At 64.8% G+C, this 22,942-nt stretch carries 22 protein-coding genes; 8 read left to right on the top strand and 14 right to left on the bottom strand.

What is annotated here, in order from left to right; genetic code table 11:
• Positions 1-495: 495 nt before the first annotated feature.
• Positions 496-1,389 (top strand): EamA family transporter RarD, encoded by an 894-nt coding sequence (gene rarD, locus M3I53_RS33930; protein ID WP_254320157.1) that lies wholly within the window; start codon positions 496-498, stop codon positions 1,387-1,389.
• An 18-nt stretch (positions 1,390-1,407) separates the two neighbouring features.
• On the opposite strand, the gene M3I53_RS33925 is transcribed toward rarD, so the two are convergent.
• A complete protein-coding gene (locus M3I53_RS33925; RefSeq protein WP_254320156.1) occupies positions 1,408-1,947 on the bottom strand; it encodes a DUF962 domain-containing protein in 540 nt (179 codons plus the stop codon).
• Positions 1,948-2,061: 114 nt separating this feature from the next.
• Between M3I53_RS33925 and M3I53_RS33920 the strand changes: the two genes are divergently transcribed.
• From M3I53_RS33920 to M3I53_RS33910, 3 genes are all read left to right on the top strand, one after another.
• Positions 2,062-2,790 carry a Crp/Fnr family transcriptional regulator gene (locus M3I53_RS33920; RefSeq protein WP_254320155.1) on the top strand — a complete coding sequence of 243 codons (729 nt, stop codon included), beginning with the start codon at positions 2,062-2,064 and terminating at the stop codon, positions 2,788-2,790.
• A 177-nt stretch (positions 2,791-2,967) separates the two neighbouring features.
• Positions 2,968-3,609 carry an HAD family hydrolase gene (locus M3I53_RS33915; RefSeq protein ID WP_254320154.1) on the top strand — a complete coding sequence of 214 codons (642 nt, stop codon included), beginning with the start codon at positions 2,968-2,970 and terminating at the stop codon, positions 3,607-3,609.
• Positions 3,610-3,694: 85 nt separating this feature from the next.
• Entirely contained in the window at positions 3,695-4,936 is a 1,242-nt protein-coding gene (locus M3I53_RS33910; RefSeq protein WP_254320153.1) for a dienelactone hydrolase family protein, read from the top strand.
• A gap of 24 nt (positions 4,937-4,960) precedes the next feature.
• Here the strand turns inward: M3I53_RS33910 and M3I53_RS33905 are convergent, their stop codons facing one another.
• From M3I53_RS33905 to M3I53_RS33895, 3 genes are all read right to left on the bottom strand, one after another.
• A complete protein-coding gene (locus M3I53_RS33905) occupies positions 4,961-5,221 on the bottom strand; it encodes a hypothetical protein (RefSeq protein WP_254320152.1) in 261 nt (86 codons plus the stop codon).
• A gap of 34 nt (positions 5,222-5,255) precedes the next feature.
• On the bottom strand, positions 5,256-6,044 hold the full coding sequence (locus M3I53_RS33900) for a DNA/RNA non-specific endonuclease (protein WP_254320151.1): 789 nt from the start codon (positions 6,042-6,044) through the stop codon (positions 5,256-5,258).
• Between the two features lie 243 nt (positions 6,045-6,287).
• Positions 6,288-6,647 carry a DUF3564 domain-containing protein gene (locus M3I53_RS33895; protein WP_028202768.1) on the bottom strand — a complete coding sequence of 120 codons (360 nt, stop codon included), beginning with the start codon at positions 6,645-6,647 and terminating at the stop codon, positions 6,288-6,290.
• Positions 6,648-6,951: 304 nt separating this feature from the next.
• On the opposite strand from M3I53_RS33895, the gene M3I53_RS33890 reads away from it, so the two are divergent.
• The 3 genes from M3I53_RS33890 (at position 6,952) to M3I53_RS33880 (ending at position 9,495) form a co-directional block, all read left to right on the top strand.
• Positions 6,952-7,374 carry a rubrerythrin family protein gene (locus M3I53_RS33890; protein ID WP_069261580.1) on the top strand — a complete coding sequence of 141 codons (423 nt, stop codon included), beginning with the start codon at positions 6,952-6,954 and terminating at the stop codon, positions 7,372-7,374.
• A gap of 147 nt (positions 7,375-7,521) precedes the next feature.
• Positions 7,522-8,874, top strand: coding sequence for a heterodisulfide reductase-related iron-sulfur binding cluster (locus M3I53_RS33885; RefSeq protein WP_254320150.1), 1,353 nt, complete (start codon positions 7,522-7,524; stop codon positions 8,872-8,874).
• Between the two features lie 39 nt (positions 8,875-8,913).
• On the top strand, positions 8,914-9,495 hold the full coding sequence (locus M3I53_RS33880) for a DUF3501 family protein (protein WP_254320149.1): 582 nt from the start codon (positions 8,914-8,916) through the stop codon (positions 9,493-9,495).
• 18 nt (positions 9,496-9,513) lie between these two features.
• Here the strand turns inward: M3I53_RS33880 and M3I53_RS33875 are convergent, their stop codons facing one another.
• Positions 9,514-9,978, bottom strand: a complete 465-nt coding sequence (locus M3I53_RS33875; RefSeq protein ID WP_254320148.1) for a GNAT family N-acetyltransferase — start codon at positions 9,976-9,978, stop codon at positions 9,514-9,516.
• A gap of 102 nt (positions 9,979-10,080) precedes the next feature.
• Between M3I53_RS33875 and M3I53_RS33870 the strand changes: the two genes are divergently transcribed.
• A complete protein-coding gene (locus M3I53_RS33870; protein ID WP_254320147.1) occupies positions 10,081-11,613 on the top strand; it encodes a PLP-dependent aminotransferase family protein in 1,533 nt (510 codons plus the stop codon).
• Here the strand turns inward: M3I53_RS33870 and M3I53_RS33865 are convergent.
• The 9 genes from M3I53_RS33865 to M3I53_RS33825 form a co-directional block, all read right to left on the bottom strand.
• On the bottom strand, positions 11,561-12,535 hold the full coding sequence (locus M3I53_RS33865; protein ID WP_254320146.1) for an aldo/keto reductase: 975 nt from the start codon (positions 12,533-12,535) through the stop codon (positions 11,561-11,563). The two genes, M3I53_RS33870 and M3I53_RS33865, sit on opposite strands and share 53 nt — an antisense overlap.
• 114 nt (positions 12,536-12,649) lie before the next feature.
• Positions 12,650-13,954 carry an FAD-binding oxidoreductase gene (locus M3I53_RS33860; protein ID WP_254320145.1) on the bottom strand — a complete coding sequence of 435 codons (1,305 nt, stop codon included), beginning with the start codon at positions 13,952-13,954 and terminating at the stop codon, positions 12,650-12,652.
• A gap of 11 nt (positions 13,955-13,965) precedes the next feature.
• On the bottom strand, positions 13,966-15,258 hold the full coding sequence (locus M3I53_RS33855; RefSeq protein WP_254320144.1) for an FAD-binding oxidoreductase: 1,293 nt from the start codon (positions 15,256-15,258) through the stop codon (positions 13,966-13,968).
• 61 nt (positions 15,259-15,319) lie between these two features.
• Positions 15,320-16,903 carry a DUF3138 family protein gene (locus M3I53_RS33850; RefSeq protein WP_254320143.1) on the bottom strand — a complete coding sequence of 528 codons (1,584 nt, stop codon included), beginning with the start codon at positions 16,901-16,903 and terminating at the stop codon, positions 15,320-15,322.
• A gap of 106 nt (positions 16,904-17,009) precedes the next feature.
• Entirely contained in the window at positions 17,010-17,921 is a 912-nt protein-coding gene (locus M3I53_RS33845) for an ABC transporter permease subunit (RefSeq protein ID WP_254320142.1), read from the bottom strand.
• Positions 17,918-18,889: an ABC transporter permease subunit gene (locus tag M3I53_RS33840; RefSeq protein ID WP_254320141.1), complete on the bottom strand. Its 972-nt coding sequence runs from the start codon at positions 18,887-18,889 to the stop codon at positions 17,918-17,920. Before M3I53_RS33840 ends, M3I53_RS33845 begins: the two co-directional genes overlap by 4 nt.
• Positions 18,890-18,902: 13 nt before the next feature.
• Positions 18,903-20,054, bottom strand: a complete 1,152-nt coding sequence (locus M3I53_RS33835) for a polyamine ABC transporter ATP-binding protein (protein WP_254320140.1) — start codon at positions 20,052-20,054, stop codon at positions 18,903-18,905.
• A 248-nt stretch (positions 20,055-20,302) separates the two neighbouring features.
• The gene (locus M3I53_RS33830) at positions 20,303-21,424 is read right to left on the bottom strand and encodes a polyamine ABC transporter substrate-binding protein (protein WP_254320139.1); all 1,122 of its coding nucleotides are present in this window, start codon (positions 21,422-21,424) and stop codon (positions 20,303-20,305) included.
• A gap of 75 nt (positions 21,425-21,499) precedes the next feature.
• Positions 21,500-22,942 carry an aspartate aminotransferase family protein gene (locus M3I53_RS33825; protein WP_254320138.1) on the bottom strand — a complete coding sequence of 481 codons (1,443 nt, stop codon included), beginning with the start codon at positions 22,940-22,942 and terminating at the stop codon, positions 21,500-21,502.

Genomic DNA, 22,942 nt, shown 5'->3' with positions numbered 1-22,942 from the left:
GAAAGTGGCATGCGGGCTCCAGGGGGCGTTGGACGTTGGGGACGGCGTTGTGAATCACGGCGGCGGGCGTTGGCGTGGCGCTCCGGGATAAGCCGGGCGCGGCTCCAGCGGCCCCGGTGGAATCTCGCAACTTGCTCGTCGTCGAAGCGAATTCCAGCCGCGAGTTGCAGCCGCGAATTGCAGCCAGTTAAGGCGACGGCGGCCTGGCGTGGCGAGACTTACGTTCTAGTCCATCGTGGCCTGCTCTGCCGGACTAAATTGCTCGCCTGCATCAGCCCGGTATGCGCGCACGCCGTGTGCCCGCCTTGTCCGGCGTGGGTTTGCGCCGCCTGCCGGCGCACAAACGCGACTAGAATGCGGTCTCGCCGACGCCAACGGCCGCCCGCGCCTTATTCAATATCCAATTCAAATGACAACCTTTTTACCCGCGCGTGCGAAAACCACGCACCGCGCCGCTCGCGATGCCGCCATTAGCGCTTTCTGCCGCGTGTCCCGATGAACCAGTACGAACCCGGGCGCGGCATTGCGCTTTCCGTGGGCGCTTCGGCGCTGTTCGCGCTGATGTCGGCCTATACGCTCCTGCTCGCGCCGCTCGGCGGCCTCGACATTTTCGCGTGGCGCGTGATCTGGACCGCGCCCGGCGCGCTGGCCCTGCTGGTGCTGCGCAAGCGCGCGCCGCAATTGGGCGCGCTCGTCGCGCGCATGGTGAAGGAGCCGCGCACCGCGCTCGCCCTGGTGGCGAGCGCCGCGCTGCTGGGCTCGCAGCTATGGGTGTTTCTGTGGGCGCCGCTGCACGGGCGCATGCTGGAAGTGTCGCTCGGCTATTTCCTGCTGCCGCTCATCATGGTGCTGGTGGGACGCTTTTACTATCGCGAGCGCCTCGAACCGCTGCAATGGCTCGCCGTGGCGTGCGCCGCCGTGGGCGTTGCGCACGAGCTGTGGGCGACGCACGCGTTCTCGTGGCCCACGCTGCTCGTCGCGTTCGGCTATCCGCCGTATTTCATGCTGCGCCGCAAGATTCACGCGGACTCGCTCGTCACGTTCGCCGTGGAAATGCTGCTGCTCGTGCCGGTGGCGGTTATCGAAGTTCGCGCGGGCGGATCGCTCGCGCTGCTCGACGCGCACAAGTTCCTCGCCTTCGTGCTGCTGCCCGGACTCGGCGTGCTCAGCACCGTCGCGCTCGCGTCGTACCTGAAGGCGAGCCGGCTGCTGCCGATGGCACTCTTCGGCATCCTCGGCTATGTCGAGCCGGTGCTGCTCGTGATCGTCTCCGTCACGCTGCTGGGCGAGCACCTGGGCATGCGGCAGCTCGGGACTTACTTGCCGATCTGGCTTGCCGTCGCGCTCACGGCCGTGCACGCGGCGCGGCTCATCCGGTTCGAGCGCTGAGGACCTTGCAACGGCCGCTTACTGCCGCGCTTCCTGAGCGCGCGGCGGATTGATCCGCGTGGGTCCTACCTTCGCCTCGATCGCGGCGCGCAGCTCAGGACGCCAGCCGATGCTGAACAGCGCTTCGGCGAGCACAAAGAGCGGGCCGATCATGAGGCCGATGAGATCATCGACGAAGGCCGGCTTGCGATGCTCCCACGCGATGTGACCGACGAACTGGAAGATCCAGCCGACCACGAACAGCCCCACGCCGCCCCCCAGCCACGCGGCGGTGCCTTGCTGCGCGAGCCACGCGCCGAAGGCCACGCACGCGACGGAAACGACCGCCATCATGAGGCCGAGCGGCACATCCAGCACGAGGTAGTAGATCGTCGCCGCGCCGAACAGGAGCCATGCGGGCGAGACGGGAACCGGCAGCCCGAGCGCGATCACCGGGCGCGCAAGCAGCACCGCAAGCGCGAGCACGATGAGCGGAATGCCGACGAAATGGGTGCCGATGTTGCGCGAGTCGCGGTGATAGGCCGCGTACTGGGTGAGTTGCTCGGTCAGGTTTCTCATGGTGTCTCTCTGTCTCCAAAATCATTATGATCGTCGGGCTGACGCTCGCAAACCTTCGGCTATCCGACAATTGCGCCGCTTTGTGATTCGCCTGGCCCCGCTCGCCCTGTCCCGATGCCTTCACGTTCCGTCCCACCCATCACCGCCGGTTCGCCGTCCCCCGCCGCGCTCGAACGCAGCGCGTGGTTTCGCGGCGCGCCCGAACCGTTGCGCGACGCGCTGCGCGCGGCGGGGCGCGTGCGCACGCTGCAGGCGGGCGAGCGCCTCTTCATGCGCGGCGACGCCGACGACGGTCTCTACTGCGTGCTGGAAGGTGCGGTGCGCGTGGGGGCGGCGAGCCTCGCGGGCCGCGAGGCGCTGCTCGCCGTGGTCGGGCCCGCGCACTGGTTCGGCGAGATCACGCTCTTCGACGGCGGCGCGCGCACGCACGACGCCTACGCCGAGCGTGACTCCACGCTCTTTCACGTGCCGCGCGCGGCGCTCGTGGCGCTGCTCGACGCAACGCCGGCGTACTGGCACGCGTTTGGCCTGTTGCTCGCGCAAAAACTGCGTCTCGCGTTCGACGCGATCGAGGAGACCGCGCTGCTGGGCGCTTCCGCGCGCGTGGCGCGCCGGTTGCTGTTGCTCTCGAACGAGTACGGCGAGGCGGCCGGCACGCGAGGCATGACGTGCGGGCGCCGCGTGATCAACGTGCCGCAGGAGGATCTCGCGCTGATGCTCGCGCTCTCGCGGCAAACGGTGAACCAGATCCTGCGCCAGTTCGAGCGCGCGGGGTGGCTCGCGTTGCGCTACGGCGAAATCGAGATCGTCGATGCTGCAGGTCTGGCGTCCAACGCGCAATAACGCTAATGCTTTGGCATCCATGCGCGTCCATATCGATACACGTTGACGAATTGCGTCAACATCGGGGCGCACGCCGCGGCCGCGTTGCAACGAGCTTGCGTTTGCGCCGACAATGACGCCCGTTCGGCGCGCCCCGCCGCGTCGCCTTTCCCTTCCACGCCAGGCCCATACCGCTTCATGAACGACCGCGTCGTCGCCGCATTCGACTTTGATGGCACCATCACCACGTCCGACAGCTTTCGCGCGTTCATGCTCGACGCCGCCGGCCCCGCCCGCTTCACCGCCGCCGCGCTGCGCTGCCTGCCCTGGCTCATCGGCGTTCCTCTGGGCTGGTCGCCGCGCGGGCCGACCAAGGCGCGCTTCCTGTACGCCGCTATGGGAGCCGTGCGGCGCGAGGTGCTCGAAGCCGCCGCGCAGCGCTTCGTCGAGCGCCGTCTTCCGGCGCTGCTGCGCCCCGACATGCTCGCGCGCGTGGCCGAACACCAGGCGCTCGGGCATGAGGTCGTGCTCGTGAGCGCGTCGCCGTCGATCTATCTGCGCATGTGGGCCAGGACGATCGGCATCGGCACCGTGCTTTCGAGCGAGCTCGAATGGCACGATGGCATATACACGGGCCATCTGGCGGGCAACAACTGCTGGGGGCCGGAGAAGGTCGCGCGGCTGCGCGCGTGGTGGGGGGCGAACGCGCCCGCCACGCTCTACGCGTATGGCGACAGCCGCGGCGACAAGGAAATGGCCGAGCTGGCGCAGTACGCGTGGATACGCGGCGAGTCGGCACTGCCGCCGCTCGCGGTGGCGGGCGGTTTCGGCGCTGCGTGAATGGTGCGACGCGCTGCAGCGGCGCGAGATCGACGCTAATCTACGGCAGCTAACCAGACCAGACCGAAGAGAGGAGACAGCCCCAATGAACGGACAATGGACCCAGGTGAAGTCGCACGACGGCGGCGAGTTCCGCGCCTACACGGCGCTGCCGCCCGAGGGCAGCGGCCCCGGCCTCGTGTTGCTGCAGGAGATCTTCGGCGCGAACGCCTACATGCGCGCGCTCGCCGACCGCTACGCCGAGGAAGGCTACGTCGTGATGGTGCCGGACCTGTTCTGGCGTCTGGAGCCGAACGTCGATCTCGGCTACGAAGGCGCCGACGCGCAGAAGGCGTTCTCGCTCTACGAGCGCTTCGACGTCGACCTCGCGATGCAGGACGTGGCGCAAACGCTCGCCGCGCTGCGCGCGCATCCGCAGCATCGCGGCAAGGCCGGCGTGGTGGGTTTCTGTCTGGGCGGCAAGCTCGCGTACCTGAGCGCGACGCGCACCGATGTCGATTGCGCGATCGGCTATTACGCCGTGGGCCTCGAAAACGATCTGGACGAAGCCTCGCGCATCACGTGTCCGCTGATGCTGCACTTCGGCGCCGACGACGCCCACTGCGGCGCCGCCACGCGCGAGCGCATCGCGCAGGCGCTGGCGGGCAAGCCTGGCGTCGAGCTGTATACGTACCCTGGCTGCGATCACGCGTTCGCTTCGTCTTCCCGCTCGACGTACGACAAGCCCGCCACGATGATGGCCTACTCGCGCACGCTCGCCATGCTACGCCGGGTGCTCGGTCCGATCTACGACTTCAACGCGCTGTGGGAAGAGCACTGCTACCACGAGTTCGTCGCGCGCAACCCGAGCGACGTGATGCCGACCATGGTCGCGCAGCCCTACGTCAACCACATTCCGACGATGACGGGCGGCGTGGGCCACGACGAACTCAAGCGCTTCTACACGCACCACTTCGTGCATTCGAACCCCGAGGACACGCGCCTGATCCCGATCTCGCGCACGATCGGCTCGGACCGCGTGGTGGACGAGTTCATCTTCTGCTGCACCCACGACCGCGAGATCGACTGGCTGCTGCCGGGCCTCGCGCCCACGGGCAAATACTTCGAAGTGCCGATGCTCGCCGTGATCTGCTTTCGCGGCAACAAGCTCTATAACGAGCACATCTACTGGGACCAGGCTTCGGTGCTCGCGCAGATCGGGGCGATCGATCCCACCGGCCTGCCGATCGCGGGCGCGCAGAGCGCGAAGAAGCTGCTCGACGAAACGCTGCCCTCGAATACGCTCATGGCGCGCGCCTGGAGCGAGAGCGAAGGCAAGCCGTTCTAAAGCATGCGCTTCGCATGAGCGTGCTCAGTTGAACGGATTGTCGACGACGCCGGGCTTCTGGTCCGGCTCGTCGGCGACCTTCGCGGGCAGGTGCGGGTCGGCCTGCAGTGTCTTCACGACGTCGTCGAGCGCCGCCTTCAGCGCCAGCGCGGCGGCGAGCCCGCGCTTGTCGCGCGTGAGTTCGAGCGTGCCGGCGAGCGTCACGCGCGTCGTGCCGTTCGTGAGCGTGAGCGCGTCGCCTTGCACGTTGAGCACGTCGTTGTCGTTTGCGTATGCGTCGAACACTGTGTGATCCTCCTTATGCGTAACGGGGGCACGCCTACCAGCCCCATTTGCTCACGGCAAAGCCGCGGCCATTGAACGAGACTTTTTCCTTCGCCGCGATATTCGCCGGAATGCCCGGGAATGCAATGCCGCTTTGCGCTTCGAGATCGCGCACCGAGCGCACGTCGTAGCGATCGACAGCCGTATTGTCCGCGACGATCGCGAACGCGAGCTGCTGCGAAGGGAGGTACACGACCTTGAAGATCTGCGTCGGCACGAGCACGCGCGTCGCGCCGATCGTCTGGAGCTGTGCGCCAGTGAACAGCGGACCGGTCACGACATAGGCTTCACCATACTTCGACGCGAGCTTGCGCACGGCGCTTTCGATATGGGCCCAAAGGCGCTGGTTGTTGTCGCGATTCTGCGGAACGATGTTGGCGAGTGAAAACGATTCCGCCATGGCCTGTGCATTCCAGCGGTTGCCCGCGGGGCTCATGTGGCCGCGGTCGAAGCCGCTGCGCTTGTAGTCGGCGAGCGTCGCGCCTTCGCCTTCGGGCAGGCGGTCGTCTTCGAAGAAGCGGTTGGTACGCGTCATGTCCTTCGCGGCTTCGAGGTGGGCGCGCGTGAGATGCTCGGCCGACCACAGCGGCCCGTGCGTGACGCCCGAATGGAGCACGACAAAATCGGAATAGCAGAGCATGCGCGTTTTCGGCGCCATGCGCTGATTCGTGAGTGTGGGGAACTGGCCCTCGGGCACGAATTGCGCACAGGCCGGTGCGGCGATTGCGTGGCTCGCGGCGGCGAGCACGAGGGAGGCGACAAGCGAGGCAAACAGCTTCTTCATCGAAAGGACAGGCCGGACTGGGGCGGGATCAAGCGGGCTGAAAGTATAGCGGGCGCATGACGCGCGTGGAGGCGGGAGAAAAAATGCAGCCGCAAAAAAACGCGCGCCCGCTCAGGGGCGGGCGCAAGCGAAAGGTGACGCACAAACAGATGCAATGAGCGCGGCAGCGTTGCGTTGCTGCGCGAGGAGCGAGGCGGCAAATGATGCCGCCTGCATTCAATCGGTCAAATCATCAACAACGACTCAGCCTGCAAAAAGCGAATGCTCGGCGCGGACCATCTGGCGGTCCACAGCCTGGAGGCGCCATTGGCCTTCCATCGGCGAGTGCGAGGTTTCGCACGACCATGTCGCGTCGCCGTGTGCGGAACTGATTTCCTGGCGGCGGTTCACGTGCAGGCCGCGTAGTGTGCACAGCGGCTCGTTTTCGAGCGGTGCGCAGAGCGACGTGACGCCATTTGTGTCGCGCAATTCACCCCATTCCGGCAGGTCGATCCCTTCGTGAGACTCGCGGGACCAGCGTTGCTGGTCGGTGTCGAGCCAAAGCACTGCATAGTCGTGATTGACGGTCGGATCGGAACCGTTGATCAAGATCGTAAGTCGCATGGCATCTCCGCAAAATTAATCGGGCGCGTCGGCAATTTCCAAGTCTAGGACGACTCCGCGCGCGCGCAAAGTGAAGAGTGCACGACGGATCGTCGCGCGCATGCAGCGTGCCTGCCCCCGCCTCTTATGCGCATTTCGGCCCGCGTAAACCCGGCTACGCTATCGCGGGGATTGAAATTCACAATTGGGAACGCAAACGCCACAACCTAGATTAATAGTGCGGCGAAGTCGCCCGCGCATGCTGCATTGCACGAAGCGAATTGCGTCGCGTCCCCACATTTCAGGTCGAACGATGGAGGCACAGATGGCACAGCTAAAGGGCTCGAAGACGGAACAGAACCTCAAGGATGCATTTGCCGGCGAATCACAGGCCAACCGCCGTTATCTGTATTTTGCAGCCAAGGCCGACGTAGAAGGACAGAACGATGTCGCGGCGCTGTTTCGCTCGACCGCTGAAGGCGAAACCGGCCACGCGCACGGCCACCTCGAATATCTGGAAGCGGTAGGCGACCCGGCAACCGGGCTGCCGTTCGGCACCTCGCGTCTGAATCTGCAGGCGGCAATTGCGGGCGAAACGCACGAATACACGGACATGTACCCTGGCATGGCCAAGGTCGCGCGCGACGAAGGCTTTGACGAAATCGCGAACTGGTTCGAGACGCTCGCCAAGGCGGAGCGCAGCCACGCCAACCGCTATACGAAGGCGCTGGACGTGCTGGCGGACTGAGGCGCATCGAGCATCGCCGCGTGCCTGACGGCGGGCACCACCCATGACGCGCGCGCTTTTTGTTTCGCGTGCCGGCAAGCGCCGGCGCGCGTACGCGCGCGCCCACTTGGCAGCGTATTTGGCTGATAAATAAAAGAAGGAGACGTCATGCCCCACAAGGAAGGCAGTCTCGAAGCGCCGACCCGCCATCCGCTCGACTGGCGCTCCGACGCTTTTTACGACCAGGGCCAGCTGGATACGGAACTCGCGCGCGTGTTCGATATCTGTGCGGGCTGCCGGCGCTGCGTATCGCTATGCGGCGCGTTTCCCACGCTGTTCGATCTCGTCGATGAAACCGAGAGCGGCGAAGCGCACGACGTCGACAAAGCGTCGTTCGACAAGGTTGTCGACCAGTGCTATCTGTGCGATCTCTGCTACATGACGAAGTGCCCCTACGTGCCGCCGCATCCGTGGAATGTGGACTTTCCGCATCTGATGCTGCGTGCCAAGGCGGTTCACTATCGCAAAGGCGAAGTGAAGCTGCGCGACCGCGTGCTCTCGAATACCGACGCGCTCGGCCAGCTCGCCGGCATTCCCGTCGTCACGCAAACGGTCAACGCCATCAATCACACGAAGGCGATGCGCGGCGCGATGGAAGACATGCTGGGCGTCGATCGCAAGGCGTGGCTGCCCGACTTCGCCACACACAAGTTTCGTAACGTTGCCAAACGCGCGGCCTCGAGCGAGGTGCGCGACGGCGAGCGCACGCCGGGCAAGGTCGCCATTTACGCGACCTGTTACGTGAACTTCAACGAGCCCGGCATCGGCCACGATCTGCTCGCGGTGCTCGACCACAATGAGATTCCCTACGAGCTCGTGAAGAGCGAGTGGTGCTGCGGCATGCCGCTGCTCGAGCAGGGTAATCTGGAGGGCGTGGCGCACAAGCAGGCGCAGAACATGCCAATGCTCGCGCGTTATGCGCGCGAAGGTTACGCGCTGATCGGTGCGGTGCCGAGTTGCGTGCTCATGTACAAGCACGAGCTGCCGCTGATGTTCCCCGACGACGCCAACACGAAAGCTGTGAGCGACGCGTTCTGGGACCCGTTCGAGTATCTCGTGGCGCGCCATCGCGACGGCCTGCTCAAGACCGATTTCCGCGCGCCGCTTGGCAACGTGTCGTATCACGTGCCGTGTCATGCGCGCGTGCAGAACATCGGCCGCAAGACGTTCGACCTGCTTTCGCTCGTGCCCGAAACGAAAGTGACCGTGGTCGAGCGTTGTTCGGGCCACGCGGGCACGTTCGGCGTGAAGAAGGAATTCCACGCCATGTCGATGAAGATCGGCACGCCCGTATTCAAGCAGATGGGGCAGGCGCAGCCAGGCCAGGCCGGGCCGAACTTCATTTCGTCCGATTGCCAGCTTGCGGGGCATCACATTGCGCAGGGCATCGAAGAGAACCAGCTAGGCGAGCCGCCGCTCGCTCATCCCATTAGCTTGCTGCGCCGCGCCTATGGCATCTAGGCCCCGACGCCAACCCGCAACATTCACGAGGCACGACTCATGACGATCGCGAGAAATTCGCTGTTGACGCTGGAAGCCTACGCCAGGGTGCGGGGCGATATGCGCAAACGCATCATCGAGCACAAGAAGCAGCGCGTGGTGTCGCTCGGCAATCACCTCACGTTTCTCTTCGAGGACGAGACCACGATCCGCTACCAGATCCAGGAGATGCTGCACATCGAAAAGATCTTCGACGAAGACGGCATTCAGGGCGAACTCGCGGCCTATCTGCCGCTCGTGCCCGACGGCGGCAACCTGAAGGCGACCATGCAGCTCGAATACGAGAGTGAAGTCGAGCGGCGCGCGGCGCTGGCGCGGCTGATCGGCATCGAGGACAAGGTGTTCGTGCAGGTGGATGGCGAGGCGCCCGTCTACGCGATTGCCGACGAGGACCTCGAGCGCGAGAACGCCGAAAAGACTTCGGCGGTGCATTTCGTCCGGTTCGAGCTCACGCCGCAGATGAAAACGCGCTTGCGCGAGGGCGCTGCGCTGACGATAGGCTGCGATCATCCGAATTACCGCGTGCCGACGCAGACCATCGACGGCGAGGTGCGCGCCTCGTTGCTCAAGGATCTCGCCTGAGGCGCTTCAGACGCGCCATCAAACGTCCTTGCGGTACATGACGAAGCCAGGCCTCACGGCCACGTCGTCGTAAAGCCGCATCGCCGTGTGATTCGTCTCGTGCGTGTGCCAGTACACGCGCGACGAATTCGACGCCTTCGCATGCGCATACACAGCCTCGATCAGCGCGCGGCCCACGCCCTGGCCGCGCGCGTTTTCCACGGTGAAGAGATCCTGCAAATAGCAGATCGGCCCTTCCAGAATTGTGTTGCGGTGATGGATGAAGTGCACGAGACCGAGCACGCGTTCGCCGCGTACGGCGATGAACGCATGCATGGGCTCATAGCCGTCGAAGAAGCGCGACCAGGTCGTGCGTGTGATGTGGTCCGGCAGCGCGGTTGCGTCGAAGCGGCCGTAAAAGCGGTTGTAGCCGTCCCAGAGCGGCAGCCATGCAGCGAAATCGTCGGGTGCGACGGCGCGGACTTGAAGCGTCGTGTCGGTCATGTGTTGTCTCCTTGTTCACAGGCTTTCCCGGACTCCCAAGCGTAAGGGACTTGTGGCACCATTGTTAGTCCCACCGAAATTAAAAACAATGGAGCCACGGGTTTGGACTACGCGTTGATGATGACGGCCTATGCGAAGCGTGCCGTGCGCAGGCCCACGCAGCAGGACCTGCTTTACGAGAGCCTGCGCCGCGCGATTCTAGACGGCGATATTGGCCGCGGCACGCGCCTCGCGTCGAGCCGCGCGCTCGCGGAGCAGCTCGGCATCGCGCGCAATTCGGTGCTCTATGCGTACGAGCGGCTCGTGGAAGAGGGCTTCGTCAACGCCACGCGCCACGGTTCGGTCGTCAACGCGGTCAGCGCCGGTGCAGCTGCAACGCCGGCCCAAACCGCCCAGCGCGAAGAGTCGGTGCCTGCGCTTGCGCGCCGCGTGCGCGAACTGCCGCCGCGCCGCGCTGGCCGCGACGGTTCGAAGGCGTTGCGCCCAGGCGTGCCCGCGCTCGACGCCTTTCCCTACGCGCAATGGCGCACGGCGGTCGAACGCGCGTTGCGCGAGTTGCGCGCGCACGATCTCGGCTATGGCGACAGCGCGGGCATGCCTGCGCTGCGTCAGGCGATCGCGCAATATGTGCGAGTTTCGCGCGGCGTGCGCTGCCAGCCCGACCAGGTATTCGTCACGGACGGCACGCAGTCGAGCCTCGACCTGTGCGCGCGTCTCTTCGCGGACGAGGGCGAACGCGCATGGATCGAAAATCCGGGCTATCTCGGCGCGCGTGTAGCGTTTACGGCCGCGGGACTGGAACTCGTGCCGATGAGCGTGGATGCCGCGGGCATGGCGGCGCGCCCCGAGGACTGGCGCGAGCGGCCGCCGCGACTCGTTTATCTCACGCCGTCGCACCAGTATCCGCTGGGCTGCGTGCTGAGCCTCGAGCGGCGGCTTGCGCTGATCGAGCAGGCGCGGGCGTGCGGCGCGTGGATCGTCGAGGACGACTACGACAGCGAGCTGCGCCACGACGGGCCGCCGCTGCCGTCGATCCAGGGCCTCGCCGACGACGCGCCCGTGATCTATCTCGGCACGTTCAGCAAGACGCTGTTTCCGGCGCTGCGCATCGGCTTCATGATCGTGCCGCAGCGGGTGGCGGCGCCGTTCGCGCAGGCGCATCACACGCTCGTGCGCCAGGGGCGCGTGGCGGAACAACTCGCGCTGGCGGAATTCATCGAAAGCGGACGCTACGCGCGCCATTTGCGGCGCATGCGCAAGCTCTACGAAGAGCGCCGCGACGGCCTGGTCGCCGCCATCGACAAGCATCTGGCCGGCATGATGACGGTGTCGGCGGACGCGGGCGGCATGCATTTGAGCGTACGCCTCGACGCGCCGCTCGCCGACGCCGAGGTGAGCGAAGCTGCGCGTGCACACGGCCTGCATCTCTCGCCGTTGAGCGCGTATTGCGTCGATGCACCGGACGCCACGCGCTACAACGGCTTCCTGCTCGGCTATGCGGAAACGCCGCCGCAGGTTGCCGACACGCTCATGCAGACGCTCGCGCGCATCGTGCGCGAACGTCTGCCAGCGGCTTCATCGCTTACTGATGACCCGCAATCACATGCGGCAGATACGGCGCTTCGAGTGTCTTGATCTCTTCGTCGGAAAGCTCGAGCGAGAGCGCCGCCACAGCGTCTTCGAGGTGTTGCGGTTTCGACGCGCCGATGATCGGCGACGTGATGGCGGGCTTGTGCAGCAGCCACGCGAGCGCGACCTGTGCACGCGAGACGTTGTGCGCACGGGCGATGGTTGCGACCGCATCGATGATGGCCTTGTCCGCATCGGCGCCGTAGAGCGTCTTGCCGAACTTGTCGGTGGCCTCGCGCTCGCTCGTCTCGTTCCAGTCGCGCGTGAGGCGGCCGCGCGCGAGCGGGCTCCACGGCATCACGGCAATGCCCTGGTCGGCGCATAGCGGCAGCATTTCGCGCTCTTCCTCGCGATACAGCAGGTTCACGTGGTCCTGCATGCTGATGAACTCGGTCCAGCCGTTCAGGCGCGAGGTGTAAAGCGCCTTGCTGAACTGCCACGCGTGCATGGACGAAGCGCCGATATAGCGCGCCTTGCCGGCCTTCACGACATCGTGCAGCGCTTCGAGCGTTTCTTCGATGGGCGTGTTGTAGTCCCAGCGATGGATCTGGTAGAGATCGACGTAATCGGTGCCGAGGCGCTTGAGGCTATGGTCGATTTCCGTGAGGATGGCCTTGCGCGACAGACCTTGGCCGTTCGGGCCGGGCCGCATGCGGTTGTACACCTTCGTGGCGAGCACGATGTCGTCGCGCTTGACGAAGTCGCGCAGCGCGCGCCCGACGATCTCTTCCGAGGTGCCGTCCGAGTAGGTGTTCGCGGTGTCGAAGAAGTTGATGCCGGCGTCGAGCGCCTGGCGGATGAGCGGACGGCTGGCGTCCTCGCCGAGCGTCCACGGGTGCGTGCCGCGCTCGGCCACGCCGTAGGTCATGCAACCGAGACAAAGACGCGAAACCTGCAGCCCTGTCGAGCCGAACCTGACGTAATCCATTGCTGGTGCTCCTTGCGAAAGGCGATTCAAGCGGAGGAAGTGCGTGCGCCGCGTGAGGGCGGCGGACTATCGCAAGGGTATAACAGGGCGGCGGAACGTGCAGGGCGTGCCGCGTCAGAACATCTCCATCACGCGGTGATAGAGCATGCCGATTTCCAGCGCGGTTCGCCGCCACGCGGGCCCGAAGGGAAAGCGCGCATGCTCGAGCCGCGCGAAGAGATCGAACGAAGCGCGCTCGCCCGCAATGGCCTGCGCGACAACGCGCCCCGCGACGCCCGTGAGCGCCACACCGTGCCCCGAAAAGCCTTGCACATAGTAATAATTTGGGTCGATCGCGCCGAAGTCGGGCGCGCGGTTGCGCGTGACATCAACGAAACCGCCCCACGCGTATTCCACGCGCGCGCCCGCGAGCTGCGGGAAGGTATCGCTCATGCGCGTTTGCATGGCCGCTGTAAGGCGCTCGGGCGCGGCACCGGCCGAATCGGCGCGGCCGCCGAACAGCATGCGGTTGTCGGCGGAAACGCGGAAGTAGTCGAGAAAGAAGTTGTTGTCGCACACGGCGGAACGTTGCACGATCAACGAGTCGGCGAGTTCTCGCCCTAGCGGCTCGGTCGCAATGATGTACGAGGCGATGGGCGCGATACGCGCGGCCACGCTGCCGGGCAGCACGCCGCCCGGCGCAGCGTTGCAGCACGACACCACGAAGCGGCAGCGCACTTCGCCGTGCGCCGTTCGGACCACGGGCCGCGCACCGCGTACGACTTCGAGCGCACGCGTATGCGCGAAGAGTTGCGCGCCTTCTCGGCGCGCGGCGGCGGCGAGGCCAAGACAGTACTTGAGCGGATGCAGATGGCCCGAGACCGGGTCGTAGACGCCCGCGATATAACGCTGCGACGCCACGCGTGCGCGCGTGGCGTCGGTGTCGAGCCATTCGAGGCGATCGTAGCCCCAGCGCGTGCGTGCGGCGTCCATCCATGCGCGTAGAGCGGGTACGCGCTTCGTTTTCGTTGCTACGGTCAGATAGCCCGGCGTGAAGTCGCAATCGATGCCATAACGCGCAATGCGCTCGCGCACGAGTTTCACGCCCCCGATGGAGAGCGCCCACGCCGCGCGTATGCCCTGCGCGCCGAGTTGCTTTTCGAGCACTTCGTCTTTCGCGAAGCCCACGAGCGTCTGCCCGCCGTTGCGGCCCGAGGCGCCCCAGCCCGGTCGATGGGCGTCGAGCACCGCGACTGAAAGCCCGCGTGCGCGGCACTCCAGCGCGACCGAGAGCCCGGCGAAGCCCGCGCCGATCACGCAGACGTCGGCATCGAGCGTGCCTTCGAGCACGGGGTCGTCGTCGGCGGGGCGCGTGGCGGTGGCTTCGTAGTACGAGTGGCGGGAGAGGGCGTCCGCCTGGGCGTCGAGGTCGAGTGTCATTAGGGCTTGGTTTAAAGCAGATCCTTCATTCGATACCACGCCATCGCGAGCACGAGGGCAGGGGTTCGCAGTGTAGCGCCGCCGGGGAAATCGCGGTGACGGATCTTACCGAACAGGTCGAAGCGCGCGGCCTGGCCGTGAATCGCTTCGGCGATCAGCGTGCCCGCGAGTCCGGTAGTGTTCACGCCGTGGCCCGAGAAGCCCTGCGCGAAATACACCGTGGGCGAGAGGCGGCCGAAGTGCGGCGCGCGGTTCATCGTGATGTCCACGTAGCCGCCCCATGCGTAATCCACCTTTACGTCGGCGAGTTGCGGAAACGTCTTCAGCATGTCGCGGCGCATGGCTTCGCCCAGATTGGGCGGCGCGAAGGTGGAATAGCTTACCTTGCCGCCCCAAAGCAGGCGCGTGTCCGCTGCGGGACGGAAGTAGTCGAGCACGAAACGGCTGTCGCATACGGCGGCCTGAGCCGGCATCAGCGCGTTCATGCGTTCGGCGCCGAGCTTTTCGGTGGCGATCACATAGGTGCCCACGGGCATGATCTTGCGCGCCAGCGCCGGTGCGAGGTCGCCCAGATACGTATTGCATGCGAGCACGACGAATTTGGCTCGCACGTTGCCGTGCGCGGTTTCGACCACGTGTGCGCCGTTCTCTTCGCGCAGTCGCGTGACGGGGCTGTTCTCGTACACTCGCACGCCCGCAACGACGGCCGCGCGCGCCAACCCGAGTGTGTAGTTGAGCGGATGCAGATGCCCGCTATCGGGATCGTAGAGGCCGCCGGGATAACGCGACGACGCCACGTAGCGTCCTACCCCGTCGCCGTCTACGTACTGGAAGCGGTCGTAGCCGAAACGCTGCGCCGCCTCGTCACGCCAGCGCTTGAGCGCATCCACGTCGCGAGCCTTGTTCGCGGCGGTGAAATAGCCAGCCGTGAGCGCGCAGTCGATGTTGTGCTGCTTGACGCGCTGCTTCACGATGTCGAGCGTCTCCAGGCCCATGTCCCAGATCTGCCGGACCTCGGCTTCGGGCATGAACTGCGCGAACGTGTCGATATCGCAGGCAAAGCCGCCAATCAACTGCCCGCCGTTTCGCCCGCTTGCGGCCCACCCCACGCGCGAGGCTTCCACGAGCGCGACGCGGTGGCCGCGTTCGGCGAGATTGAGCGCGGCGGAAACACCTGTGAGGCCCGCGCCGACCACGCAGACATCGGCATCGAGCGCACCTTCGAGCGTGAGGTGCGCGGTGGTGTCGTTCGCGGTGGCCGCGTACCAGGACGGGGCGTGAGGCTGATTGGCGAATTTGAGCATAGGGAAAGCGAATCAGGAAACGGCGGGCGACAGCTCGAGGCCGGCGCCCGCCGCGACTTCATCAGAACGAGTAGATGAACTGCGCGCCGAGCAAGTCGTTGCTCTTGCCGTACGAGCCGTCGCTGTTCAGGAACACGCGCTGCGTGGCCCAGTCGTGACGATATTCCACCTTCACCTGGATCTGCTGTGTCGGGTAGAACAGCAGGTCGAGCGCGACGTCCTGGCGTGTTGCGCCCTTGCACTCGAAGCCGAAGCCGCCACCGGCCTTCGAGTTCGCCAGGCAGTCCGCACCAATGCCGAAGCCGTTGTACGGGTCCATGCCGTTGGAGTTGAGCACGATGCCGCCACCGCCGCCGCCGTTCTTCCCGTTCGCGAGCAGGTCGTAGCGCGCCGTCACGCCCATGCGGCCCACCACCGGCGCGTTGAACTTGCGGTGCGCGAGCAGCGAGAAGCCGTACCACTGCGCGTTGCCGCCGTTGAACGCCGCACGCTGCTGCTGACCGTAATCGGCTTCGGCGCTGTACTGGATGTCCGCGAGCGTGTAGGTCGCGTCCATTTCGCCGAAGAAGAAGTAGCCGCCCGAACTCGACGCCTGGCCACCCACGCCGTAGACGGCCTGACCCGTCGTCGAGTCGAATGCGCTCGGCAGCGTCTGGCGGCCGATGTTGAACGAGCCGCCGATATCGAGTGCGCTCGACCACGTGTAGTCGGCACGCGCCGTGAACGTCGGGATCCTGTTGCTCGTTGTGATCGGGTCGCCCAGCGCGTTCTGGCCCGTCTGCACGACCGCGCCATTGGTGCGGTACTGCTCGTTGCCGATCATGAACTTGAACGCCCACTGGCTGCCGTCCGGCGTGTAATTCCAGCCGATGCCCACATAGCTGCCCGGATCGGAGAAGTCGTAGAGCAGGTTATGCGTGAGCGTGAGCATCTGGTTCGACTGCTGCACCTCGTAGCCGCCGAAGCTCGGCATGAGACCGGCGACGAACGTGCCCGTAGACGTGACCGGCACCGTCACGACTGCCGTGTTCAGGATGTTGTTGCCAATCTCGCCGTGTTCGTTCTGCAGCAGCGTGATGCCGTTGCCGCGGTTGGGCATGAGCGTGATTTCGGCCGAAGGCGCCATCGGGCCCACGCCGAAGGTCTTCTTGATGTCGAGATAGACGTCGCCGAACGTGCTGTTGAAGTAGTTATACGCACCGGTGTGGTTTGCGAACAGGAACGACGAGGTGCCCGGCGCGCGGTTGTAGATGTAAGTCGGGTCGATGTAGCCGGTGATCGACAGGCCCGCGAGCGGCCCGGTGGTGGCGGCGTCGGTGAGCGAATCGACCTTGAGCTGCTGGCTCGCGATCTGCTGCTTCATCGCATCGACCTGGTCGTTGGTCAGGTTTGCCTGCGCCTTGCCGTAATCGGGCGAGCTGATGTCGACGACCGGAGCGGCTGCGGTGGCCGGTACGACCGGCGCTGCGGTTGCGGTCTTCGCCGTGGTCTTCGATTGCGCCAGTTCGGTCTTGAGCGATTTCACCTCTTTTTGCAGGGCATTCAGCTGTGCCTGCAGGGCCTTGATCTGTTCGCTGGTCGAGTCCGCTAGCGCGAGCCCTGGCAGCGCCCCGGCCACCAGCAGACAGATTAACTTCTTCTTCATCGAAATTCTCCTTGTTGGTCGTTATTGCAGTCAGTGCGAGTTCGAGTTTGAGTTTGAGTTCGGTGAGAGGCGGCGTACGCCGCCTCTCACTGCCTGGCTATCCTCATCAGGCGGCGCGGCGGCCGATCGGCGCACCGACTGCGCCAGCGGGCGCGGCTGGCGTGATGGTTTCGGCGGCATCGGGCTGGACGAAAGCGAGTTGCATGTCGCGCATGCGCTTCTTCTCGCGTGCGCTCATCAGCTGGTTCACGGCGATCACGCCGATCGTCACCGCGCTGATGAAGAGCGTGGCGAGCGCGTTCATCTCCGGGTTCAGGCCGAGGCGCACGCGCGAGAACACGACGAGCGGCAGCGTGGTGGAGCCCGGTCCGGAAAGGAACGCGGAAAGCACGAGGTCGTCGATCGAAAGGGTGAACGACAGGAGCCAGCCAGAGAGCAGGGCCTGCGAGATGAGCGGCAGCGTGATGACGAAGAACACCTTGAGCGGCGTTGCGCCGAGATCGAGCGCGGCTTCCTCGAGCGACTTGTTCATCTCCTTCACACGCGACTGCACGATGATCGCGACATACGACACGCACAGCATCACGTGGCCGATCCAGATCGTCACGATGCCGCGGCCCTTGGGCCAGCCGAGCATCTGTTCGAGCGCGACGAAGAGCAACAGCAGCGAAATGCCCTGAATGACCTCGGGAATCACGAGCGGCGCGTTGATCATGCCCGTGTACAGCGTGAAGCCGCGAAACCGCCCCATGCGCGCGAGCACGAAGCCGGCCCACGTGCCGATCACCACCGAGGCGAACGCGGTCATGAGGCCGATCTTCAGCGAGAGCCAGGCGGCGCTCAGCAGCTCTTCGTCCTGCAACAGCGCCGCATACCACTTGAGCGAGAAGCCGGACCACACCGTGACCAGCTTCGACTCGTTGAACGAGTAGACGACGAGGCTGATGATGGGGATATAGAGGAAGAGGAAACCGAGCGTGAGCACGCCGGTGGAGAGCGTACGGTTGGGCTTGATCATTTGCCTTCCTCCAGTTCCTTGACCTGGTAGTACTGAAAGATCGCCATCGGCACCAGCAGCAGCAGTACCATCGCCACGGTGACGGCGGAGGCCATTGGCCAGTCCATGTTGTTGAAGAACTCATCCCACATCACGCGGCCGATCATGAGCGTGTCGGCGCCGCCGAGCAGTTCGGGAATCACGTACTCGCCAACCGCCGGAATGAACACGAGCAGGCTGCCCGCAATGATTCCGTTCTTCGAAAGCGGCAAGGTGATCTGCGTGAACGCCACCCAGGGCCTGGCGCCGAGATCGTAGGCGGCTTCGAGCAGCGTGAGGTCCATCTTCACGAGGTGCGCGTAGAGCGGCATCACCATGAAGGGCAGGTACGAATACACCATGCCGATATAGACGCCCGCGTCGCTGTGATAGAGCCGCAGCGGCGAATGGATCAGGCCGATGCCAATGAGCGCGTGATTGAGTAGGCCGTCGTCCTTGAGAATGCCGATCCACGCGTAGACGCGAATCAGAAATGACGTCCAGAACGGCAGCATCACGCCCATCATGAGCAGGTTGCGCGTGGCCGGGTTCGAGCGCGCGATGTAATAGGCGATCGGGTAGCCGATCAGCAGGCAAAAGATGGTGGAGACCGCCGCCATCTTCAGCGAGCTGATATAGGTGGCTATATAGAGGCTGTCCTGCAGCAGGAACGCGTAGTGCCCGAGCTGCAGCGCGAAGTGCACCATGCCGTCCTTCATCTCGACCAGATTCGAGTAGGGCGGAATGCCCATCACCTGGTCGGCGAAGCTGATCTTCAGCACGAGCACGAAGGGCAGGGCGAAGAACAGCGTGAGCCAGATGAACGGCACGCCGATCACGGCGGTGCGGCCCGAGGGCACGAAGCGCGAGAAGAAGCGCGCGAGCGCGCCCCGGCGAGCGTCTGCGGCGGCGCGGCCTGAGCCGGGCGTGGCGGGAATAGTGGTACTCATGATTGAGGCCTCCTTACTGCGTGAGCACGACGCCGCTGGCCGGCGACCAGGACACGTAGACATCGTCGTTCCAGGCGGGTGCGCCCTCGTTCATGAGGTGCGAGCTGGAGAGGTTCGAGACGACCACCTTGCCGCCCGGCAGGCGCACGTGGTAGAGCGAATAGCTGCCCATGTAGGCGACGTCCGTGACCACGCCGCGTGCCCAGTTGTGCGGCGTGCCCGGCTTCTCGCGCGTCACGCGCACGCGCTCCGGCCGCACCGAGATGCCCACGGGCATGCCGAGCGGGCCGGTCACGCCGTGGCTCACGTACATGCGCGTTTCGAGGTCTTCGCTTTCCACGAAGATGTGATCGGGCTCGTCCTCGACGACCTTGCCTTCGAACAGGTTGGTCGAGCCGATGAACTCGGCCGAGAAGCGGCTGTTGGGGAATTCGTAGACTTCGCCGGGCGAACCGATCTGCACGATGCGGCCTTCGCTCATCACGGCGAGGCGGTTGGCCATGGTCATCGCCTCTTCTTGATCGTGCGTGACCATCACACAGGTGACATCGACTTTCTCGATGATGTTCACGAGTTCGAGCTGGGTCTTCTGGCGGATCTTCTTGTCGAGGGCCGACATCGGTTCGTCGAGCAGCAGGAGCTTGGGGCGCTTCACGAGCGAGCGCGCCAGCGCCACGCGCTGCTGCTGGCCGCCGGAAAGCTGATGGGGTTTGCGCTTCGCGTAACGGCCCATCTGCACGAGGTTGAGCGCGTCGGCCACACGCTCGCGAATTTCGTTCTTCGGCACGCCCTCCTGCTTGAGGCCGAACGCGACGTTCGACTCCACGCTCATATGCGGGAAGAGCGCATACGACTGGAACATCATGTTGACGGGGCGGCGGTACGGCGGCAGCGACGCGAGGTCTTCGCCATCGACGAAGATGCGGCCCGACGTGGCCGTTTCGAGACCGGCGAGCATGCGCAGCAGGGTGGACTTGCCGCAGCCCGAACTGCCGAGCAGCGCAAAAAGCTCGTTCTTGGCGATGTTCAGGCTCACGTTGTCCACGGCGATGCTCTCGCCGAACTTCTTGACGACGTTTTCGATGCGCACGAACGCATCGTTCGTTGCCGGGGTCGCGGTGGCGCGCGGAGCTTCTGGAGCGTTGACTTTGGACGTCGAATTCATGATCTGACCTTGGTTCCTTTCTGATCGCAGTACACGTTTTTCAGGCGCGAACCGGCCCGCAGGGGCGGTGGCGCGGCTTGCGATTAGTACTGCGAACGGAGCTCGGGAAAGGCTCGCGCGAGTCGTCAAAAAAAGGGGGGCGGCGCCGCGCGGCCTGACTTCGGAATTGCGCACTTCAGGCGGAGAGGGGTCGAGCGATCCCTCTTCCGCGTCGTCTCCTTCTTGTTTCCTTCAGGGGAATCAGCGTGTCAGCGGCCGGTCTTCAACTGGGCCCACAGACGGTTTTCGAGGCGCAGGATGTCGGCCGGCATCGGCTTCATCAGCGTCATCTTCTTGAGCACATCTTCCGGCGGGTACACGGTCGCGTCCTGCGCGACTGTCGGCGTGACGAACTGGCGTGCGGCCTTGTTCGCCGTCGGGTAGAACACTTCGTTGGTGATCTGCGCGTTGACCTTCGGATCCGAGACGTAGTTGATCCACTTCATCGCGTTTTCGGGGTGCGGGGCATCCTTGGGCACGACCATCACGTCGAACCACAGCAGGCCGCCTTCCTTCACGTTCGAGAATTTGACGTCGTACGAGCGCTTGGCTTCTTCGGCGCGACGGTGCGCGATGCCGACGTCACCCGACCATGCCACGGCAACGCAGATATCGTTGTTCACGAGGTCGTTGATATAGCCCGACGAATTGAACTGGGTGATATACGGGCGGACTTTCTTCAGCACCTCAAACGCGGCCTGATAGTCCGCTGGGTTCGTGCTGTTGGGGTCCTTGTGCATGTATTGCAGCGTCGCTGCGAACACGTCCACCGCCTGGTCGAGGAACGACACGCCGCAGCCCTTGAGCTTCGAGAGATTTTGCGGATCGAACACGAGCGCCCAGCTATCGACCGGAGCGTTAGGCCCGAGCGCCTTTTCCACCGCCTGCTTGTTGTAGCCGATGCCGTCGGTGCCGAACGCCCAGGGCACGCCGTACTGATTGCCCGGGTCGGCGTCGGCGATCATGTGCATGAGCACGGGATCGAGGTTCGCGAGGTTGGGGATCTTCGACTTGTCGAGTTTCTGGTAGACGCCGGCCTGAATCTGCTTGGCCATGTAGTTCGAGGTGGGCACGACGATGTCATAGCCCGAGCTGCCGGCCAGCAGCTTGGCTTGCAGCGTGTCGTCGCTGTCGTAGTTGTCGTACTTCACCTTGATGCCGTCTTCCTTTTCGAAGTTCGGGATCGTGTCTTTCGCAATGTAGTCGGACCAGTTGTAGACGTTCAGATCGCCGTCGGCCGCGTGCGCTGGCTCGCTGGGAATGGCCGTGAGGCCTGCACACGCTGCGAGGGCCGCGATCGCGACCGCATGACGAAGATGACTAACACTCATGTTGCTTTCCCCTGAAGATGAAGATCGGCGGGAGGCCCAGCACCCCGTTGCGCCGCCCGCCGTGGACAAGTCGCGTTAAGAAAGACCCAGTTGTTGCGCAGTTGCGTCGATGGCCTTCTTCGCCTTCGACACGATTTCATCGATCTCGCCGCGCGTGACGACGAGCGGCGGCGAGAGCAGCATGCGATCGCCCGTGGCGCGCATGATGAGGTTGCCGTTGAAGCAGAAGTCGCGGCACAGCGTGCCCACGTCGCCGCCATTCGCGAAGCGCTTGCGCGCCTTCGGATCTTCGGCGAGCTGCAGGCCCGCCACGAGACCCGCGCCCGAGATGTCGCCGATGATCGGATGATTGGCGAACGTCTCGCGCAGACGTTGCTGGAAGTACGGGCCGGTGTCGTTCTTCACGCGCGTGACGATGCCTTCGTCGCGCAGCAGCTTGAGGTTCGCCACGGCCACGGCGGCAGCGACCGGATGCCCCGAGTACGTGAGGCCATGATTGAACTCGCCGTTCTCGATGAGCGCCTTCGCAATGCGGTCGTGAATGCCCACCGCGCCCATCGGCACATAGCCGCTCGTGAGGCCCTTGGCCATCGTGATGAGATCGGGCTCGAAGCCGAAGTGCTGATGCGCGAACCATTCGCCGGTGCGGCCGAAGCCGCCGATCACTTCGTCGGCGCAAAGCAGGATGTCGTACTTGCGGCAAATGCGCTGGATTTCCGGCCAGTAGGTCGAGGGCGGGAAGATTACGCCGCCCGCGCCCTGGAACGGCTCGCCGATAAAGGCGGCCACGTTCTCCGCGCCCACTTCCAGAATCTTCGCCTCGAGCTGCTGCGCACGCGCGAGGCCGAATTCCTCGGGCGACATGTTGCCTTGCGCTTCGCCATAGAAGTACGGCTGGTCGATGTGCACGATGTTCTCGACTTTCGAGGGCATTTGCTCGTGCATGTAGCCCATGCCGCCCAGCGTGCCGCCCGCGATGGTCGAGCCGTGATACGCGTTCCGGCGCGAGATGACGACCTTCTTCGAGGGCTTGCCTTGCGTGAGCCAGTACTGATGCACGATGCGCAGCACCGTGTCGTTGCCCTCGGAGCCGCTGTTGCAATAGAAGAAGTGGTTGAACGGCTCGGGCGAGAGCTGCGCGAGCAGCGCCGACAATTCGATGACCGGCGGATGCGTGGTCTTGAAGAACGTGTTGTAGAAGGGCAGTTCCTGCATTTGCTCGTAGGCGGCGTCGGCCAGTTCCTTGCGGCCATAGCCCACGTTCACGCACCAGAGCCCGGCCATGCCGTCGATGATCTGGTTGCCCTCCGAGTCCCACAGGTACACGCCTTTCGCCTTCACGATCACGCGGCTGCCCGTTTGGTTGAGCGAGCCCATGTCCGAAAACGGGTGAATGTGATGCGCGGCGTCCAGCGCGCGGTACTCGCTCGTGGAGCGCGTCGTTCGGCTTGATTGCGCGCGTAGCGTCGTCGGCACTTCCTGCAGCGCGCTGGCGGGGGCGTCGATTCGATAGCTCAT

The organism is Paraburkholderia sp. CNPSo 3272, from assembly GCF_024206495.1.
Classification (GTDB): domain Bacteria; phylum Pseudomonadota; class Gammaproteobacteria; order Burkholderiales; family Burkholderiaceae; genus Paraburkholderia.
The sequence above is the reverse complement of the archived record's forward strand: the minus strand, read 5'-3'. Positions and strand labels throughout refer to the sequence as shown.